Here is an 18,267-nt window from a genome sequence, read left to right on the forward strand (position 1 = left end):
GATAACCTTACTGCGGCTTGAAAATCACACAGGTCTCAAAAAAGCGATGATCTCTGCGGTGGCTAGGTGATCCAACTTTGCCTGGACAGGTGATGGGCGAAGCTCGTGTATAGCAGAAATGGGGCGCTATCATTTCGAAAAAAATATTTTTCAGTCTTTAGGTATTTGATTTTGATTCGAAAGGATGCCGTCTGCGAGCCATCCTGATTTGTCGCCGCTTGTGAATGAAGAAACACGAAAATCGCATCCTCAACACAATGCAACTACGCAATCAGTATTGCGTTTGCGCTTCACCGGAGAGCGAGAACGTTCGCTATCCGTTACTCAAATCCCGATGGGATACCTGCAATGTTAGGCACCATACTTATTATCGTGATTTTGCTCGTACTGGTCGGCGCGCTTCCGTCGTGGCCATACAGTTCGGGCTGGGGATACTACCCTTCGGGCACACTGGGCACGATCCTGATCATTGTGGTCATTCTGATTTTGCTTGGGCGATTGTAGTCGCCAGGACCGTTTGGGCGCGGGTTTGTTTGCAGCTGTAGCTATGTGCAAACAAACCTGCGTGTCCTGCGCAGGAGTTTTTGGTCTCGATTATTTGTCGAGCCAGTAGGGAACCGGAAGATTCTTCGCGCGCAGGAACTCCGGGTTAAAGAGTTTCGACTGATACCGCGCGCCGCCGTCGCACAGGATTGTCACGATCCGATGCCCCGGACCGAGCCGTCGCGCCACGCGTATGGCTGCGGCGACGTTGATTCCCGATGAGCCGCCGACAGAAAGCCCTTCGTTGATCAGCAAACTGTAGACCTGTTCCAGCGCATCCGGGTCGCCGATGCGCTCTGCGTCGTCGATCGGCGCCTTTTCGAGGTTGGCTGTGACTCTCGACTGGCCGATGCCTTCGGTTATGGAAGAGCCGCTAACGGACAGGTCGTTTGACTTGATCCAGCCGAACAGGCCCGAGCCTTCCGGATCAGCGAGTACGATCTGTGGGCGGGACACGCCAGCGGCTTTTGCTGCGTCGTCGAGTCCGAGTGCGACCCCCGCCAGAGTGCCTCCGGTCCCGCAAGCGCAGGTAAAGGCGTCCACATGGCCGCCGGTCTGCCTCCATATTTCCTGCGCTGTCGTGTGACGGTGACCTTCCCGGTTGGCGACGTTGTCGAACTGGTTGGCCCAGAGATATCCGCCTTCCTCCGCGATGCGCCGGGAGACATGGACGTAGTTGCCGGGATCCTTGAACGGTTTGGCGGGAACAAGCCGGAGATCTGCGCCGATCATGCGCAGAAAGTCGATCTTCTCCTGACTCTGGGTCTCGGGCATCACGATGATGCTCTTGTAACCCCGTGCATTGGCGACGAGGGTCAACCCGATGCCCGTGTTGCCAGCCGTGCCCTCGACGATCGTGCCGCCGGGAGGCAGAACGCCACGAGCTTCGGCGTCGTTAATGATGGCGAGCGCCGCCCGGTCTTTCACCGACCCGCCGGGGTTCATAAACTCGGCCTTGCCAAAGATATCGCACCCGGTCTCTTCGGAGGCCCGAGTCAGACGGATCAGGGGCGTGCCGCCGATCGACCCGAGCATGTCCCGTGACGGGGCGGCCCAGCCGTAATGTGAGGTCGGGGAGAGGTCCGTGGTCATCGGGGGCCGCCTTTCGTCAATTTCTTCTTTTCCGGCTAGCGCGAGCGGCGACGGCGCGCAATGCAGAACGGGGGCGTTTGCAAGGCTGGCGCCTGTTTCGTGCCGACGTTCGCTGCGATAGGTTGCGTGATGTCCTGCACGCGCTTACATGCGCGGCGTCTCGTTCCGCGTCGTGTCAGGCAACGGGCGTGTTTGGGCGAGGAGTGAGGGACGAACCATGATCGACAACATTTCCCCCGAAGCGACGTGGCAAGCCATGCAGGACCAGTCGGAGGCGCAACTCATCGACGTGCGCACTCCGGCAGAATGGCACTTTGTAGGAGTGCCAAACGTGGCTGCGCTTGGTCGCCGCTTGTTCGCGATAAGCTGGCAGTTACCTGACGGGCGCCAGAACACGAACTTTGTTGAGGACTTGCGGGATGCAGGGATTGCCCCTGGCGCACCGTTATATTTCATCTGTCGGTCAGGCGCGCGCAGTTATGCTGCGGCCGCCGCGGCTGCGGCAGCGGGATTCGGGCCGGTGTTCAATGTCGCGGACGGGTTCGAAGGACCTCTGGATAACGAGCGTCACCGTGGCGCTATCGCCGGATGGAAGGCTTCCGGCCTGCCGTGGGGACAGAACTGAGGTCCACGTCAGGCGCTGCCTGACGAAATATCGCATTTTCACGGTCGCCGAGTTAGGCGGCGGCCAGTTCATCGTGAATTGAGCGCCCGTGAGACGGGTAGTCGAATTCATGAGTGATGATGGGATGCCGCATTTCTGAATGAAGCGGTGCGGCGTGCATTATACGTGATGCGCCCCTTACGCTGCTGCCCGCCGGGCGCGACGTGAATCGCTGCTGATAGCAAAGCCAAGCATGCGGTGGCGGCCAAATTCGGTCTCATTTCGTTTTGTGCGATGAATCCGGACCTCGCTTGGGGCATGACCAAAGATGATGCCATCCACTCATGAGGCGAAAGCCTTCGGGATATAAGGCGTCATCTGGATATCAAGCTAGAACACGTCATCGCCCACATGGATTATTGTGAACAGAAGGGGCGACGGTTGTTGTAGTTGTGAAATTGCAGCGCTTTACCTGCTTCGACTTCGGTAAAAGGCTCTGGGGCTTTAACTGTAAAGTCGAAGAGATGCTTCGAAGGGCGGGCCGCGTCGAATTATTGGCCCGCGTCGGGTTCGGCGTCGGCGTCATATCGAACCTGCAGAACCGCGCACCAATCGTAACGACTGTCGTAACTTTTGCCGTTTGAGTCGGTCAGCGCGCCATTCGCGTCGGTCGGCACGTGCGTGAGGGTGACGGCGTCGTCGATGTTGCCGCCGATGATGCTGATTTCGTGCCCGAACGGGGGAGCATTCTGCCCGGTCGCGACAACGAAGCCGCAGTGGGCGGGGAAACCTCTTGGCGTCGGAAGGTTGGAGAAGCGCACGTTGCGGCTGGCGCCACGCCCGACGCAGAGCAGATCCCCCAGCTTGGGGATGTAGTTCGCGGGGTCTTGCGCCTGCAACCCGCTCGATTGTCCTGAGGCGGCGGCGTTGATGTAAGTTGCGTGATTCGGGGAGTACGGGAACCGGTCGTTGGCGCCGGCGATGCGCATTACATAAGAGATGAACGCCGCCGACCATGCGTAGTGACCGTCATGGACGAAGTTGGTGAGGGCGCCGCTGGCGTCATGCTTGCCTGTCCAGGAGGCCTCGGTCTCGTCGGGGTCCTGTCCGATCCACCAGTATTCGCCGACACGCTGCCAAAGTCCCGGCGCGCGCTCAGGTTTCAGGCTGGGTTGATCCGGCTCGAGACGTTGCAACGGGTCATCGTCGTTGACTGGCATACCGAACAGGCGCCATTCGCGCAGAGCAATCGCTGCGACGTCCTGTCTGTTGAAGGGCACGAAGTTTCGGGTGGCGAAATCCGGCACGTGAGGATCGATAGCCAATTGCCCGGCTGCATTCCTGTACTGAGCGACCGGCGTAGGGGTGGGGGCGGTGCGAACTGATGACTGGTTGGCGCATGCGGCCAAGCCAAGCGCAAGGGTCAAGCCGACTGGTCTTGTGAACTTCATCTCGCTTCTTCATCCGCCCGGCTCTCGCCGCACGCTCCCGCGCCAGTTCAGGGCCTCGTCTCTCGAAACACAACGCCCAATAATCTGGTTCTACAGGCATGATCCTGGCTTCGAAAGGGTCTGCTCAACGGTCGGGGCGTGGGAGCGCGGGCCGTTGCCGGAATGCAACTTGGCCGTGCTCCCCCGCGGACGCTGCTTTTACTGACGCTCCTGCTCCGGGAAGAGGGAGTTGAGGCCATCTGCGCTCGCTGCACACAGGCCGCGTTCGGTGATGAGGCCGGTCACGAGGCGGGCTGGCGTCACGTCGAACGCGGGGTTGGCGGCGTTGACGCCTGACGGCGTGACGCGAACTGACTCGATGCGACCGTCGCTGGTTTGTCCGGTCACTGTGGTCACTTCGGATGCCGCCCGCTCCTCAATGGGAATGTCGCGGATTCCGTCAGCTACGCGCCAGTCGATCGTCGTGGACGGGAGCGCGACCCAGAATGGAACGTTATTGTCTTTTGCCGCCAACGCCTTGAGATATGTGCCGATCTTGTTGGCGACGTCGCCGCGCGACGTGACGCGGTCGGTGCCGACAATGACAATGTCCACCTGGCCATGTTGCATGAAGTGTCCGCCCGCATTGTCCACGATCACCGTGTGCGGCACACCATGGCTTGCCAGCTCCCAGGCGGTCAGAGCCGCGCCCTGATTGCGGGGACGTGTTTCGTCGACCCAGACGTGCACGTCATAACCCGCGTCGTGCGCCATATATATAGGCGCCAGAGCTGTCCCCCAGTCGACGGTCGCGATCCAGCCTGCGTTACAGTGGGTCAGGATGTTGATCTTTTCGCCGGGTGCTTTCCGTTTTGCGATTTCCTCCAACAGTCCCAGCCCGTGCCGTCCGATTGACTCGTTCTGGGCGGCGTCTTCGTCGCAGATGCGTCCTGCCTCTGCGTAGGCGACCGCCAGTCGATCCTCCGGTGAAACAGGGCGGAGTTTCGCAAGCATGCGCTCGATCGCCCAGCGCAGGTTGATGGCTGTGGGCCGTGTTTCCGCGAGCATGGCGGCATTCTGTTCGAGAGATTCGTTGCTTGCGTCGCCCCTGAGCGCGAGCGCAAGCCCATAGGCGGCGACGGCGCCGATGAGCGGTGCGCCGCGCACCTGCATGGTGACGATGGCCTGGGCGACTGCCTCGACCGTCTCGAGTTTCAGGGTGACTATCGAAAAAGGTAGTTTGGTCTGGTCGAAAATACGAACTGAGCGTCCGTCTGTACTGTCGACCCATACGCTTCGATAGGCGGCGCCGTTAATCTTCATGTGCTGATGTCCTGTCGGAAACGGTTTATTGACGGACGATTTAGCGGATAGCGCGCGAAATCGCCAACGAAGTCTTTTCGATTTTCGGGTTGTTTGGCGGACGTGCACGTCGTGCGATGGTGGGGGCTCGCTTAGGCTGTGGCGTAAATTATTATTCAGCAATGAACGCAACCCTGAAGGGCGATCGACGCATCGTTTGCGGCGGCGACATTTTTTTGAAATGTAAATATTCAAATTTATTAAGAAATAAAAGTAAATTTTTTCATTCCTGGGCCGGGTGTGGGTTGCGCGGACTATGCCGTTGGCGACGAAAAAATCGAGTTTCAGAGGTCGAATATTGATATTGCAAATAAGAATGTAAATCTATATTGAGTGCGGTTAGAGAGACGTGGTCTCTGTGTTCTTTCCGGGACGCCGCCGCCGAAAAATGCTCAGGCGCACCGGGCGATGATGGATACTGCGTTGGAAATGTATCGCGTGGGCCGGTTGATTTTGAACTCGCCGCACGTCATGCGATTTGAAAGGTAACCGGAAGATGGCAAGAAAATCAGCTAAAGATACAGCTCAGGCGGCTTTGGCCCTGTCCAAGCTTGTTTCTGCAAATACCACCACGAAAAAAGCTGCGCCTGCGTCCAAGACCCGCGCGAAGGTTGCGTCCAGCAAAACAAAAGTCGCCGAGCCAGCGCCTGCTGCTAAAACGGCTCGTAAGCCGCGTGTGGTTGCTGAAGTTAAGGCCGCGCCCGCTCCGAAGCGTCGCGTTGCAGCTAAGGTGGCGGTTGAAGCGCCCGCTCCGAAGAGGGGTCGCGCTGCCGCTCCTGCTGCTGAGACGAAGGTAAAGGCAACTCGCGCAAAGCCTGTTGTGGCGGCAACAAAGGTCAAGGCCAAGCCCGTCGCGAAAGCTCCGGCTAAGGCGGTCTCGAAAGCAGTTGCGGCGAAGCCGTCGGCCCTTGATCGTCTGCGAGTTACGCAAGAGGCGCGTCGCCAGAAACGTATCACGCGTCTGGCAGCCGAGAAGGCCGCTGCGGCAGAAACGCCGAAGCGTGGGGCGCGTGCGAAATTTGCTCGCGCTAAATAAAAACAGATCGAGGCAGAGGCTGATTTTCGTAAACGTGTTTCGTTTTGTGGCTTAGCCGATCTGATTGTGATTTTTACATCCGAACCTGTAAAAGGGTTCGGATTTTTTTACTTATCAAGTGGCTAATGGGACCGTGAAAAAAGGGACTGCTTGGTGATCGGGCTCTCCGTCGGAAGACCGAGGGAGGCGCTTCTTTGATGCGAGGCGATGATGATGCGAGATAGGCTGAGCCGTTGTGGAAGAGTTTTCCCTGGATCGCATTGATACGAGTTCTGATCCCGAACGTAACCTTCGGTCTCTACCGTCGTGTGCTGATTCGTCTGTATTGCGGCGGGCATGAATGGGAGTCGTGCGATCAAATGAGTGAATTTCGCCATGGCCTATGAGCGTTGCCGTAGCTTGCACAGAGTCAAAGATTTGTTTTCGAATTATAGGTCGACGTGCAAGCGAGGGGAGCTGTAGACTCCATTGACGCGCCACATTTGCCTCATGTGTTCGTAGAGTTTTCGACTCTAGGAAATTTGCGTTCCAATGTGATGATGCTCGGACGGTGACGGATCAGTTTGCGGTGCGTGCTTTCGTGGTGAGATAAAAAGCGTATATCCACAGAGCTAATGTAGCTATGTGTCTCTGTCCTCATGGAGGAACGAGCTGGAGCTCTGACTTTGCCACACAAAGGGCGTATGCAGACGCGGCGAACTCGTCAGTTCGGAGCCACAACAGATTTTCTCCAATTTCGACGGGTGAGGTTTGGCATGTTTCGAGCCGCGCAGCCACGCCACGGTCTTCGCGAACTCGGTGACACGTCGCTGTGATATGTTTTTTGAACGGATTCTTCTCGATCAATGTGAGGGAGCAGGCCGGACGGTAGCGGTCCCATGTTGGTTCAGGGAGCGTAGGGTCAGTGTCGTCAGGATCAGAAGGATGACGACATAAACATCGGTCGTTTCACGCAGGCCTATCACGTTCACTGCGAAGCTGGCGGCGAAGGCAGGAGCGCTGAAAGCGAGATAGCTCATGACGAAATAGCCAGCGGCCAGTCCTGCGCGTTCATGTGATTCTGCGAGCGGCACGATGGTGCGCAACGAGCCCTGAACAGTCAGGCCAAGCCCCGCGCCAGCTATGGAAGCCCCCAGAAGAAAAACAGGCAAACTGACGACGTGCAGACTGATCAACACCAGCGGAAGTCCTGCAAGCACAGCGACGGCTCCTCTGCGTAGCAGGGACACTCCGGAACCGGCTAGATGCGCCACCATTGCAACCAGAGCGGATGTCATCACGACGGCGACGACGGAGCCGCCGAGTAAAGCGCCGCCACTGCTGTGGTTGGCGATACGTGCAATCGTCGGACCAAGCGAGAGCAGCAGACCAGCCAAAGCCCATACGGCTACGCTGGCGGGAGCGATCCGCCACATTGCCGCGCGCGCAGCATGAGGGACGTGGACACGAGGCCAGAGGGAGGCGAGCGCGCCGGGTACGCGCGAGACGGTCTCTGGGACAATGAAAAGCAGGCAGGCGGCGGTGATCATTGCCGCTGTTAGAATGTAGAATACAAAATGCAGTGGTTGAGGGGCAAATTTCGCAAGAAGCGCCGACCCCAGAGCCAGTGCGGCCATTGAGCCCATTGGGATCATGCCGCTTATCAATCCGCCTCGTTCGCGATGTGCATCCTGAAGTCCAGCGCTCAGCGCGCTGGTCGCGATTCCGGTTGCAAGGCCTTGCAGGGCGCGTCCGCGGATAACTTCAGCAATGCTTTCCGCGATCGAAAACTGCAACATAGCACTGATTTCAATCGCGATTGCGAGCCAGACGACGGGTCGACGTCCGAGATAATCCGATAGGGAGCCGAAGCAGAGCAGTGCGAGCAGCAATGCGAGTGCGTAAACCGCGAAGGCTGCCTGCAGCATTGGCAAAGTGGCCTGCCACTGCTCATGATACAGCAGATAGAGCGGTGTGATCGCAGCCGAGGCGCCCAGGAAGAGAAACAGGATAACGCTGTAGATCCATAAGATTTTGGTTCGGATCGGGGGAGGCATCATGTGCTCCTATCTAACGCAAAAATTGTGCGTTAAGCTGATAACGAGACAAATCGTCTAAAGCAAATATTTTGCGTTAGAGAGGAGCAATGTCTGAGATTCGTAGTCCCTTAAGATCGGGACCGCGTCCCGGTGGTCGTAGTCTGAGGGTGCAAGAGGCTGTGCACGCTGCGGTGGTGGCGCTGATCGAGGAATTCGGTCGAGAGGGGTTAACCGTTCCGCAAGTAGCGGCGCGCGCAGGAGTCACGCCATCCACGATCTACCGCCGGTGGAGCGATATCGCGACGTTGGTAAGCGACGTAGCCCAACGCAATTTGCGTATAGACTGTCCATTGAAACCATGCGGTCGTCTATCGGACGATCTGCCGGCTTGGGCGGAGATGTATCAGGATGAAATGGACTCCACGCCTGGCCGGGCGATGGTGCGCGACGTATTGCGAGGTTGGGACGGAATGCAGAAAGCGTGTCCGCTGCTTGATGCGGTGCGGCCGTCGATTGCAATGATTTGTGACGCTTCAAGTGAGCCTGTGAATTTTGATGTCGAGGCGGTGATTGACGCTGTGGTGGCACCGCTTCTGACTCGCATGATTTTCACGGATGCTCCGTTGGCCTCTACATTGGCGCGCGATGCAGCGGTAGCATTTGTCGAGCGGCATTCGCCGAACGCAAGCGGTTCTGGTCGCGGCCAATAGTCCGCCCCAAGAAAATAACTATACGTTTTTGGGTGATTGATATTTTATTAAATTATAGTATCTTCAAGAATATTCATATTTATATAATGATTATATCTCATCTGTATTGATAGATTGACGATTTTTGTTCGACCTATGCCGCGTCTATGCAGAATTTTACAAGAGGTGGCTGCGTCCCGCGTAGTAAGTCGTGCATTCGCCGCTTCGAAGGATGGTTTGTAAGATTTATTGAGTATATTCAAGGATATTTTTAATTATTTTGATTTTTATGCAGTAAGGCGTCGATCTCGTATCGAAGGCTCTGTCGGATTGCATTTCAGCGAGTTGTTCTGGTCAGAAGATTGATCTCGTTCCTGGCTGCTGGGTACAGCCTTTCCAGATTCCGGCGGTTGCCGATTGCAAAGTCGTCCGGGATGAAGCCCGGCGCCATCGTTGTGCCGGCAAAGCTCCAGTCCGGACCGTCACCTTGAGGTCGGGAGCCTTGCCACACGCCGCCCGGGGCTGTCAGCGTCGGATGCGCTGAATCCAGCGTGGGTCTCTTTATCGACCCGTCAGGGAAAAGCAGCAGAAACTCAATTGGCGTCCCCCCGTAGAAATGCCAGATCTCGTCGGTGGGCAGTCTGTGCAGCGCCGAGAACCCACGCGTTGTCTCAACGACTTCGATCGCAGTTCCTGCCGGATGGGCGCGCCCCGAGTAGCGCGCCGGAAGTGCTGAGCCAGTGATTATATCAGGTGAAAGCCACGTCTGAACATACCATCCGCCTTCAGCGGGAATGGGGCTCATTTTTTCACGCTCTATAATCGCTGCGGCGTCAGGCGGGAGTGGAATCTGGTCGGCGCGCGCAAATCCTGAAATGCTGGCTGCAGGTGAGATGATAATCGCAAGTCTCAGGACGTGGATCGTTCGCGATCGCCGGGTGAAAGCGAAGGCCTGAAGTAGACTCTTGAAGCCAAAGCGCATCGGCCATGTCCTGCAAGTGGTTTTGCCTTCGCGTTGACTTCCTTCGACGCGCTCAGAGATATCGCAGAGCCAGCGCTCCGCCCACAAGGAGGACGGCGAACGCGCCTGCAACGAGCGGCAGCCGCTTTTCAATGAACGCTTCTATTGGCGCGCCATAGCGGCGGAGAAGGGCGGCGACGAGAAAAAATCGTACGCCGCGTGTCACAAGACTGGCGAGAATAAACGGTGCGATTGGGAAATGCGCGGCGCCGCTGGCAATCGTAACGAATTTGTAAGGAACTGGCGTCAAGCCTTTGATAAGAATAATCCAGACGCCCCATTTTCTGAATTTTTCCTGCAACGCGGCGAGTGTAGCCTCGGCGTGGTAGAAGTGAACGATTGGTTTCGCCACATGATCGAGCAAGACCGCGCCGATATACCAGCCAAGCAGCCCACCGATGGCGCTGGCGACAGTGGCGATCAGGGCGAACAGCCATGCCCGGTTGCGGTTAGCGATTACCATCGGGATAAGCAGTGTTTCCGGCGGGAGCGGGAAAAAGCTGGCCTCCGAGAAGGCAAGGGCGCCGAGCCAGAATGGCGCCTGCGGACCAGCCGCATGGTTGCGTACTCTGGCGTAAAGACGATCGAGCATTACGGCGTCGTTCCTTCACTCGTCAGGTCTGCGGTGACGTGCCCGCGGCTGCCGGACTTGTGGCGCAGCACTTCTCACACGCAGTCAATGCCATTGGAGTTACCGCCGCCGCAAGGGGGCTCAATAGCCGATGTAGCGGCCGGGACGGTGAAAGGCGATCAGAACGACGCTGAGCGCCACAGCGCTCACCGCTGAGAGAAGGACGCGCTCCACAGGCAGAACCAGCAACGAGCAAAGCAGGATAATTGCATCGAGTGTGAGTTGTGATCGACCGGCATTCAGTCCGCGTGTTTTTTGGAGCCAAAGCGTCACGACGCCTGTTCCGCCGACGCCTGCCTGATGGCGCGCAAGCGACAGCACGCCCATGCCCAGCATGGTGCCCCCGAAGGCGGCGGCAAAAAGCGGTTGAATGAAGCTGAGGCCGATGACCTTGGTGAAGCCGAAGGCGATCAACGTGATCGAGCATGAGACGATCGCCGTTTTCACGGCGAACGCCACGCCCATGGCGCGGATGGCGAAGAGGATAAAGGGTATGTTTATGAGCGTGAAAAGCTCGCCCGGCGACAGTGGCGCAACGTAGGAGATCAGAAGCGCTACGCCCGCGACGCCTCCTGTAACGAGCCCGGCCTGATGCAGGCATAGCAGGCCAAGGGTGATCAGCGACGTGCCGATCAGAAGCGCATACACGTCTTCAGCAAGTGTGTGCCGGAGGGGAAGATGAACCGCCGGGTCCTGTGTGATCGTAGGGGACGTATCTGAGGGCGGGCGGTCGGGCATCGATCGGTTCCATATGGAGCGACCGTAACGATCAAGCCGCCTCGCCCCCCTCCTAGCTAATTGATCAGGAACTCGAAAGGGGGGGTAGAGACCTGCCCCGTGGGTTGCGCCGGGGGTTAGGATGCTTTCCTGGCCGCGACCTGCGATTGCTGCGTCTGCAGATTCTCCTGAATGATCAGGTCCTTCTTGGAAAGCTTGCCGATCAACGTCTTGGGCAACGAATCACGGAAAGCGATCTCGCGCGGGCGCTCGATCTTGGAGACGTATTGCGATACGTGGTCGAGAAGTTCCTTTTCCGTCACGGTGAACCCCTCCCGGACAGTTACGAACGCCTTCGGCGCCTGTCCGCGATAGCTATCGGGAACCCCGAGCACGATTGTTTCCAACACGGCGGGGTGGCGATACAGCGCTTCCTCGATGACGTGAGGATAGACATTGTATCCGCCGCACAAGATGATATCCTTCAACCGATCCACGAGAAACAGGTAGCCGTCTCGATCAAGGTAGCCAACGTCGCCGGTTTTGAAGAAGCCGTCCTCGGTGAATGGATTTTCGCGGCTGTTGTCGACGCCCCAGTAACCGAGCATCACCTGCGGACCGCGCACGCAAACCTCTCCGGGCTGACCAAGGGGAAGTCGCTCATGGGGAGGATCGATATCTCGTATTTCGATTTCTGTGCCCTGCACAGCCGTGCCGCATGAGCCGTCGCGCACAGCGTTCAGAGGGTTGAAGGTCAGGACCGGCGATGTTTCGCTCAAACCATAACCTTCGATCACGGGGCAGTTCGCCATCTCCTCGAACTGTCGCCGCAGCGCGCTTGGCAGCGGCGCGCCACCGGATATGACGGCGACGATTTTCGAAAAACTTTCCTTGTTAACTTCTTTTTCCCGCAGCAGGGCGGTCAGGATCGTCGGGACGGCCGGGAGTAGGGTCGTCTTCGTGCGAAGCAGGGTGTCCAGCGTGGTCTTTGCGTCGAAGCGTGGCAGAAGAACCATAGTCGCGCCTCTCTCCACACCGAGAAGCATGACGGTCATCAACGCGAATACGTGGAATAGCGGCAGGACGCCAAGAATAACCTGCTGCCCAGTAACCGTGGCGGCGATATGGTGATCGATCTGCTTCAGGTTGGAGAGGAGGTTGGCGTGGGTCAACATCGCCGCCTTGGGAACGCCGGTCGTTCCGCCAGTGAACTGAAACACGGCGACGTCGCGCTCTGCTTCAATTTTCACGAACGGGGCGCGATGTTTGTCCGCAATCAGCTCACTGTAACGAATTAATCGCTTGTCCGCCGCCAGATGAAGTAATTCTTTTGACTTCAACGCCCGAAACAATACCGATTTCATCCAAGGCAACACATCGGCGAAGGGGCAGACGACAATCCGTTCGACGTTCGACGCTTTGGCTGCGGCGATAGCGCTCTTCGCCACAAGCGCAAGGTCGGTCACAACCAGCACCTTAACGCCGGAGGTTCCGAGCACCTGTTTGATTTCATGCTCCACATAGAGCGGATTGATGTTAACGGCGATGGCGCCAAGACGCTGGATAGCGAAGAACAGTTTCACGCTGTAAGGGGTGTTGGGCAGGCATAGCCCTACGCGATCACCCTTGCGCACGCCCAGCGCGTAAAGCCCGGTGGCGGCGCTCTCCGCTGCGTCAAGAAGCTCGCGATAGGTGCAGGTCTTGCCCATGAAGTCGATGGCAACCACGTTGGGCGAGCGTTTGACGGTCGCGTCAAGCATGTCGAAGAGAGAACCATCGCTCATACCCGCCATCGCTTTGCTCCTTACTTCCCGATCCAGTTCCAAGACTGCTTCCATGACGGGATTTTCCAAATTGCTTCGACCCCGAGGTTCGGGGCGAATGGTTCAGTCTGGCGATCCGTCAGGCCGGACATTGCTTCAGGCTGTCGAAATCCGCCCCTGGTCGGGGGCGGTCCGATATGACGGGTTCGCTTTTTAAAAATGCGTTCTCATGCCAAAGCCGACGACGTTGGCGTGAGTGGAGTAGTTGCCGACCAATTGACCGGCGTTATTTCCGGCGTCGCTGTTGATGGAGCCGCCCGGAGCAAACAGATGGGCGTAGGACAGATCCAGCGACACCATCTTGATCGGGCTGTATTCGATGCCGGCTGACAGATTGAAGCGATCGGAGTCAGGCGTCCGGGTCTGACGGTTTTTTGCATTCACGGGTGACTGATCATAACTGAAGCCCGATCGCAAAAGTATGTTTTTACGGAGCGCGTAATTGACGGCGATGCCGCCGAACCATGTATTGCGCCAGTTGATCGGAATGGACGTGTTCAATCCGCCGTGATCGGAAATCGCGTTCAATTGCTGCAGTAGCGACCAGTGCGTCCATTCACCCTGCATCATGACTGTTAACTTCGGCGTCACACGATGTGTGAAACCAAACCCGACTGAGTCTGGCAAAGTCACCTGCAGCTTGCCGTGACCGCTTTCCGCCACCAGTAGTCCTTGCACAAATGGATTGGCGGCAAGAGACCAAGGCGGTGCGAATTTTGTCTTGATAGCCACGGGGATTGAAACGCGTGAACGGTAGGTTATTCCGATCTGCGTCCTGTCATCGAACTTGTATATCAGGCCAGCGCTGTATCCGAAGCCGAAGCCGTTTCCCGAAAGATCGGCGGTGGTGGTCCCGTACTGATTCAACGCTCCCAGATTGGCAGCCTGCGTAAAACGTCCGCTCAGAAAATCAAGACGTGGCCCAAGCCCAATCGAGAGCTTCTTGGTCACGCGATAAGAGGCGGCCAGAGACAGCTCGTAATCTGTGATCGTCGTAACCAAACTCTGATAACGACCCACCCAGTTTTGTGGATAATCCATGCGCAGGCCATAGGGCGCGGTGAAACCGTAACCCACCGCGAGCCTGTTGTTGATTTTCCAGACGCCGAAGCTGGATGCCGTCGCGGCGCTGTTGATGTTTTTCCCTCCCTGATTACCGGAAGTTTTCACGCCGGGAGCCAGATAGTTCTGACCGGAAAACCGGGCGGACGGGCCTACGTAAAACACGTTTCCGTACAGCTCGCTCGACTCCAGCAGAGACATGCCCGCCGGGTTAAGAACCACGGTGGCGCCGTCAGAGGCGCGGCTTACTCCGCCTACATAAGCGTTTCCCAAGGAAATCGCGTCGGTCTCTCTGAGCGCCAGACCCGAGGCGTAAGTCGGAGCCGGGGACACCAGTATCAATGTCACCGCAGCGCCCGCCGCCGCCGTCGTAGTTAGATGTTTCATCTTTTTTGCCCCTCCCTCCGAACGCCTCTTTGCCCTGATGCGTTTGGAGCGAATTTTCACCTTCTTTTGGGTGACGTTTGCGGAATTACTATGGCCTCCATCCACACAACGCGCAACCCCACAATGCCGTTCAAACGAACATCTGTTATTCACTAAAAAGAGAAGTATCCCCGGAATTTGGCGCTTTGAAGAGAGTGTCAACGAATCGTGTGTCGCTGTTTTTTTCATATATTCAAAACCGATCTTTGTGTTATGCGTATAGAGGTTGACGTTTACGTCATCACCTTAACCAATAAGCGCAACACCGTGATGACATCGGACGCAAGGGAGTCGCAGACATGAATTCAGTCGTGATCGCAGGGTATGTGAGGTCGCCGTTCCATTTGGCGCGCAAGGGCGACCTCACGCGGACACGCCCCGACGACCTTGCCGCGCAGGTCGTGCAAGGACTGCTGGAAAGAACGGGCGTAGCGCCAGGCGACATAGAAGACCTCATACTCGGCTGCGCGTTTCCCGAAGGTGAACAGGGCATCAATCTGGGCCGTATCGTCGGTCTGATCGCAGATCTGCCGATCTCGGTTGGAGGAGTAACGGTCAACCGCTTCTGTGGATCCTCCATGCAATCCGTACATAATGCGGCGGGCGCAATTAGCCTGGGCGCTGGTGACGCGTTCATCTGCGCCGGCGTTGAAAGCATGACCCGTGTCCCAATGGGTGGATACAACCCCATGCCCAATCCGGCGCTCTATAAGCGCAGGCCTGGCGTCTATATGGATATGGGCATAACTGCCGAGAATGTCGCAAAAAAATACGAAATAAGCCGCGAACAGCAGGAGGCGTTCGCCCTGCGCAGCCAGCGGAAAGCGCGCGAGGCTATAGAAGCCGGGCGTCTGTCTGATGAGATCGTGCCGATTCTGACGCCCAACGGGGCCGTCTCCAAAGACGGTTGCCCGCGTCCTGACACGACCGCTGAGGGACTCGCCGGGCTGAAGCTGGCCTTTGATCAGAAAGGCACTGTCACGGCAGGCACGTCCTCGCCGCTGACCGACGGCGCCAGCGCCGTTCTGGTTTGCTCGGAAAAATATGCAGACGAGAAGGGGCTGAAGAAGATGGCCCGGATCCGTTCGATCGCCGTTTCGGGTTGCGAGCCCGAAATCATGGGGATCGGACCGGTTCAGGCGACTCGCAAGGCTCTGGCGCGGGCAGGGATCAGCGTTGAGGATCTGGGGGTCGTCGAGCTGAACGAAGCCTTCGCCAGTCAGTCTCTGGCGTGCATCCGTGACCTCGGCCTCAAGGAAGACATCATCAACATCGACGGCGGCGCAATTGCGCTGGGCCACCCTCTCGGGGCTACGGGCGCGCGCATCGTCGGCAAGGCGGCGCAACTGCTGCAGCGTGAGAACGCTCGGTATGCTCTTGCGACACAGTGCATTGGCGGTGGTCAGGGCATCGCCACGATCATGGAGCGGATCTGATGAACCAGACCGTCAAATCGACTGACAGACCAGAGGCGACTCTGGGCGACGCTTCCGGCCTCTCACGCGTCTGCGTGGTCGGTGCGGGGGTCATGGGGGCGAGCATTGCGGCTCATATCGCCAACGCAGGCGTCCCGGTGTTGCTGCTAGACCGCGCGGTCGGCGATGACCGCAGCAGCTTGGCGAAGGGCGCCATCGCGAAGATGCTCAAGACCGAACCGGCGCCGTTCATGGACCCGTCGGCGGCGAAGCTGATCCAGCCAGGTAACGTCGAAGACGATATCGAGGCCGTCGCATCCTGTGACTGGATTGTCGAAGCCATCATCGAACGGGTGGACCTCAAGCAAGATCTGTACCGCAAGCTCGAGGCGGTGCGTAAGCCCGGCGCGCCAATTAGCTCCAACACATCGACCATTCCGTTGAAGGATCTGACGGAGGGGCTGCCCGAAAGCTTTAAACGCGACTTTCTGATCACCCATTTCTTCAATCCTCCACGTTACATGAGGCTTCTGGAGATTGTCGGCGGAGAGGCGACCAACCCGGACCACATCCAGAAGCTGGGTGATTTCTGCGACCGGCAGCTCGGCAAGACCGTTGTGAAGGCGAAGGACACTCCCGGCTTCATCGCCAACCGCATCGGGACGTTCTGGATGTTGGTGGCGGTCCGCGCCGCGATCGAAATGGGCGTCAGCGTCGAGCAGGTCGATGCGATTATCGGACGGCCGTTTGGCATTCCGAAGACCGGCGTCTTTGGCCTGATCGACCTGGTTGGCGTTGACCTGATGCCGCATATCAACGCCAGCATGAAGGCCACGCTGCCTGCCGGAGATCGCTACATCAGCAAGGCGGATGATCTACCGCTGATCGCGAAAATGATCGCAGACGGCTATACCGGGCGGAAAGGGAAGGGCGGTTTCTATCGCATCAACCGCGAAGGCGGTGGAAAGACAAAGGAATCCATCAACCTCAAAACCGGCGAGTATGCGCGCTCGGAGCGGTTCTCTCTTCCTCCTTCCGCGAAGACCGCTGCGGATTTGCTGACCTCTCCCGATAAGTTTGGCGCATACGCCCGTGTCGTGATGGGGGAGACCCTCGCCTACGCCGCTTCGCTTGTGCCGGAAATATCGGACGACATCGCTGGCGTGGACGCAGCCATGACGCTGGGCTTCAACTGGAAAGTTGGACCGTTCGCCCTGATCGATCAGATCGGGCCGGCAAAGTTCGCAGCGCTGCTCAAGCAGTTGGATATCCCGGTCCCGGCGCTCGTTGAAGCCGTCGGTTCGGGAAAATTCTACGAAGAGCGTGACGGCGTCACGCAGGCTTTTGGTGTTGATGGCGCATATCATCCGGTTGAAAAACCGGAGGGCGTGCTGCTGCTTTCCGATATCCGCAAGAAAGGAAAGGCCGTTCTTTCCAACAAGTCGGCGTCCTTGTGGGACATCGGCGACGGTGTCGCATGTTTCGAGATCACCACGAAGATGAACACGTTTGACGACGGCGTTCTGGGACTTTTGGAGAAATCCATCGATCATGTGAAGACCAACTTCAAGGCGATGGTTCTGTATACGGACGCCTCCAATTTTTCGGCGGGCGCAAACCTCGGACTGGCGCTTTTCGCGGTCAACATGGCGGCATGGGGCGAAATCCAGAAACTCATCGACAAGGGGCAAAGCACCCTCAAGGCATTGAAATACGCGCCTTTCCCGGTCGTCGCCGCTCCGGCCGGCCTGGCGCTGGGCGGTGGATGCGAGATCATTCTGCATTGCGACGCGATTCAGGCGCACGCCGAACTCTATACGGGACTCGTCGAATGCGGCGTCGGCTTGATCCCCGGGTGGGGTGGTTGCGGGGAGATGCTCCTGCGTAATCAGGCCGACCCGAAAACGCCTCGCGGGCCGATGCCGGCGCCGCGCGGCGCGTTTGAGATGATCGCTGTTGCGAGAGTCTCAAAATCGGCCGCCGAAGCCAAGCGTATGCATATTCTCCGTAAGGCGGACGGCGTCACGATGAATCGCGATCGTGTTCTGGCGGACGCGAAGGCTCGGGCGCTTTCTCTGGTCGATGGTTACGTCGCGCCCGAGAAACCCGAATTTCGCGTCGCAGGCGCTGCGGGACGCACGGCGTTCGACATGGCGGTCGCTGGCATGGCCTCACAGGGTGTCGCAACCCCATATGACATCACCGTAGCTGGCGAGCTTGCGAACATTCTGACGGGCGGCGATCACGACACTACGGAGATCGTCACCGAAGAACAAATGCTGGAACTGGAGCGGAAAGGCTTCATGAGCCTGCTGCATAACACGGGCACGCTGGACCGCATCGAGCATATGCTCGAAACCGGCAAACCCTTGAGAAACTGAGCGACGGGGATACAAGA

General features: G+C 57.9%; 14 protein-coding genes. 5 read left to right on the forward strand and 9 right to left on the reverse strand.

Annotated elements, in window-relative coordinates:
* The first annotated feature begins 348 nt into the window (after positions 1-348).
* Positions 349-504 (forward strand): DUF3309 family protein, encoded by a 156-nt coding sequence (locus HK28_RS11525; RefSeq protein ID WP_084440765.1) that lies wholly within the window; start codon positions 349-351, stop codon positions 502-504.
* A 90-nt stretch (positions 505-594) separates the two neighbouring features.
* Here HK28_RS11525 and HK28_RS11530 read toward each other — a convergent pair whose 3' ends face one another.
* The gene (locus HK28_RS11530) at positions 595-1,635 is read right to left on the reverse strand and encodes a cysteine synthase A (protein ID WP_086644703.1); all 1,041 of its coding nucleotides are present in this window, start codon (positions 1,633-1,635) and stop codon (positions 595-597) included.
* A gap of 217 nt (positions 1,636-1,852) precedes the next feature.
* Between HK28_RS11530 and HK28_RS11535 the strand changes: the two genes are divergently transcribed.
* The gene (locus HK28_RS11535; RefSeq protein WP_086644704.1) at positions 1,853-2,260 is read left to right on the forward strand and encodes a rhodanese-like domain-containing protein; all 408 of its coding nucleotides are present in this window, start codon (positions 1,853-1,855) and stop codon (positions 2,258-2,260) included.
* 530 nt (positions 2,261-2,790) lie between these two features.
* On the opposite strand, the gene HK28_RS11540 is transcribed toward HK28_RS11535, so the two are convergent.
* The 3 genes from HK28_RS11540 to HK28_RS11555 form a co-directional block, all read right to left on the reverse strand.
* Entirely contained in the window at positions 2,791-3,690 is a 900-nt protein-coding gene (locus HK28_RS11540) for a DUF2272 domain-containing protein (RefSeq protein WP_086644705.1), read from the reverse strand.
* Positions 3,691-3,888: 198 nt separating this feature from the next.
* Positions 3,889-4,992 carry an S-methyl-5-thioribose-1-phosphate isomerase gene (gene mtnA, locus HK28_RS11545; RefSeq protein WP_086644706.1) on the reverse strand — a complete coding sequence of 368 codons (1,104 nt, stop codon included), beginning with the start codon at positions 4,990-4,992 and terminating at the stop codon, positions 3,889-3,891.
* A 1,917-nt stretch (positions 4,993-6,909) separates the two neighbouring features.
* Positions 6,910-8,106 carry an MFS transporter gene (locus HK28_RS11555; protein ID WP_233140507.1) on the reverse strand — a complete coding sequence of 399 codons (1,197 nt, stop codon included), beginning with the start codon at positions 8,104-8,106 and terminating at the stop codon, positions 6,910-6,912.
* A gap of 86 nt (positions 8,107-8,192) precedes the next feature.
* Between HK28_RS11555 and HK28_RS11560 the strand changes: the two genes are divergently transcribed.
* Positions 8,193-8,795 (forward strand): TetR/AcrR family transcriptional regulator, encoded by a 603-nt coding sequence (locus HK28_RS11560; protein WP_086644708.1) that lies wholly within the window; start codon positions 8,193-8,195, stop codon positions 8,793-8,795.
* Between the two features lie 316 nt (positions 8,796-9,111).
* On the opposite strand, the gene HK28_RS11565 is transcribed toward HK28_RS11560, so the two are convergent.
* The 5 genes from HK28_RS11565 to HK28_RS11585 all read right to left on the reverse strand — a co-directional run bounded on the left by HK28_RS11565 (position 9,112) and on the right by HK28_RS11585 (position 14,415).
* Complete coding sequence (locus tag HK28_RS11565; RefSeq protein WP_086644709.1) at positions 9,112-9,756, reverse strand: cupin domain-containing protein; 645 nt, start codon at positions 9,754-9,756, stop codon at positions 9,112-9,114.
* Between the two features lie 52 nt (positions 9,757-9,808).
* Entirely contained in the window at positions 9,809-10,387 is a 579-nt protein-coding gene (locus tag HK28_RS11570; RefSeq protein ID WP_086644710.1) for a YqaA family protein, read from the reverse strand.
* A 120-nt stretch (positions 10,388-10,507) separates the two neighbouring features.
* Positions 10,508-11,164: a YitT family protein gene (locus HK28_RS11575; protein ID WP_086644711.1), complete on the reverse strand. Its 657-nt coding sequence runs from the start codon at positions 11,162-11,164 to the stop codon at positions 10,508-10,510.
* Positions 11,165-11,280: 116 nt separating this feature from the next.
* The gene (locus HK28_RS11580) at positions 11,281-12,981 is read right to left on the reverse strand and encodes a long-chain fatty acid--CoA ligase (protein WP_198945871.1); all 1,701 of its coding nucleotides are present in this window, start codon (positions 12,979-12,981) and stop codon (positions 11,281-11,283) included.
* Between the two features lie 138 nt (positions 12,982-13,119).
* Positions 13,120-14,415, reverse strand: a complete 1,296-nt coding sequence (locus tag HK28_RS11585) for an OmpP1/FadL family transporter (RefSeq protein ID WP_158093462.1) — start codon at positions 14,413-14,415, stop codon at positions 13,120-13,122.
* 338 nt (positions 14,416-14,753) lie between these two features.
* Here HK28_RS11585 and HK28_RS11590 point away from each other — a divergent pair, with 338 nt between their 5' ends.
* Both HK28_RS11590 and HK28_RS11595 read left to right on the forward strand, forming a co-directional pair.
* A complete protein-coding gene (locus HK28_RS11590) occupies positions 14,754-15,890 on the forward strand; it encodes a thiolase family protein (protein WP_086644714.1) in 1,137 nt (378 codons plus the stop codon).
* On the forward strand, positions 15,890-18,250 hold the full coding sequence (locus HK28_RS11595) for a 3-hydroxyacyl-CoA dehydrogenase/enoyl-CoA hydratase family protein (protein WP_086644715.1): 2,361 nt from the start codon (positions 15,890-15,892) through the stop codon (positions 18,248-18,250). Before HK28_RS11590 ends, HK28_RS11595 begins: the two co-directional genes overlap by 1 nt.
* Positions 18,251-18,267: the final 17 nt, after the last annotated feature.

Origin of the sequence: Acetobacter sp. DsW_063 (genome assembly GCF_002153745.1) — a bacterium.
GTDB lineage: Bacteria > Pseudomonadota > Alphaproteobacteria > Acetobacterales > Acetobacteraceae > Acetobacter.

What these genes read in the sequence shown, in the direction of transcription:
- HK28_RS11525 (WP_084440765.1), top strand. Translation starts at nt 349, where the DNA reads ATGTTAGGCACCATACTTATTATCGTGATTTTGCTCGTACTGGTCGGC.
- HK28_RS11530 (WP_086644703.1), bottom strand. Translation starts at nt 1,635, where the DNA reads ATGACCACGGACCTCTCCCCGACCTCACATTACGGCTGGGCCGCCCCG.
- HK28_RS11535 (WP_086644704.1), top strand. Translation starts at nt 1,853, where the DNA reads ATGATCGACAACATTTCCCCCGAAGCGACGTGGCAAGCCATGCAGGAC.
- HK28_RS11540 (WP_086644705.1), bottom strand. Translation starts at nt 3,690, where the DNA reads ATGAAGTTCACAAGACCAGTCGGCTTGACCCTTGCGCTTGGCTTGGCC.
- mtnA (WP_086644706.1), bottom strand. Translation starts at nt 4,992, where the DNA reads ATGAAGATTAACGGCGCCGCCTATCGAAGCGTATGGGTCGACAGTACA.
- HK28_RS11555 (WP_233140507.1), bottom strand. Translation starts at nt 8,106, where the DNA reads ATGATGCCTCCCCCGATCCGAACCAAAATCTTATGGATCTACAGCGTT.
- HK28_RS11560 (WP_086644708.1), top strand. Translation starts at nt 8,193, where the DNA reads ATGTCTGAGATTCGTAGTCCCTTAAGATCGGGACCGCGTCCCGGTGGT.
- HK28_RS11565 (WP_086644709.1), bottom strand. Translation starts at nt 9,756, where the DNA reads ATGCGCTTTGGCTTCAAGAGTCTACTTCAGGCCTTCGCTTTCACCCGG.
- HK28_RS11570 (WP_086644710.1), bottom strand. Translation starts at nt 10,387, where the DNA reads ATGCTCGATCGTCTTTACGCCAGAGTACGCAACCATGCGGCTGGTCCG.
- HK28_RS11575 (WP_086644711.1), bottom strand. Translation starts at nt 11,164, where the DNA reads ATGCCCGACCGCCCGCCCTCAGATACGTCCCCTACGATCACACAGGAC.
- HK28_RS11580 (WP_198945871.1), bottom strand. Translation starts at nt 12,981, where the DNA reads ATGGAAGCAGTCTTGGAACTGGATCGGGAAGTAAGGAGCAAAGCGATG.
- HK28_RS11585 (WP_158093462.1), bottom strand. Translation starts at nt 14,415, where the DNA reads ATGAAACATCTAACTACGACGGCGGCGGCGGGCGCTGCGGTGACATTG.
- HK28_RS11590 (WP_086644714.1), top strand. Translation starts at nt 14,754, where the DNA reads ATGAATTCAGTCGTGATCGCAGGGTATGTGAGGTCGCCGTTCCATTTG.
- HK28_RS11595 (WP_086644715.1), top strand. Translation starts at nt 15,890, where the DNA reads ATGAACCAGACCGTCAAATCGACTGACAGACCAGAGGCGACTCTGGGC.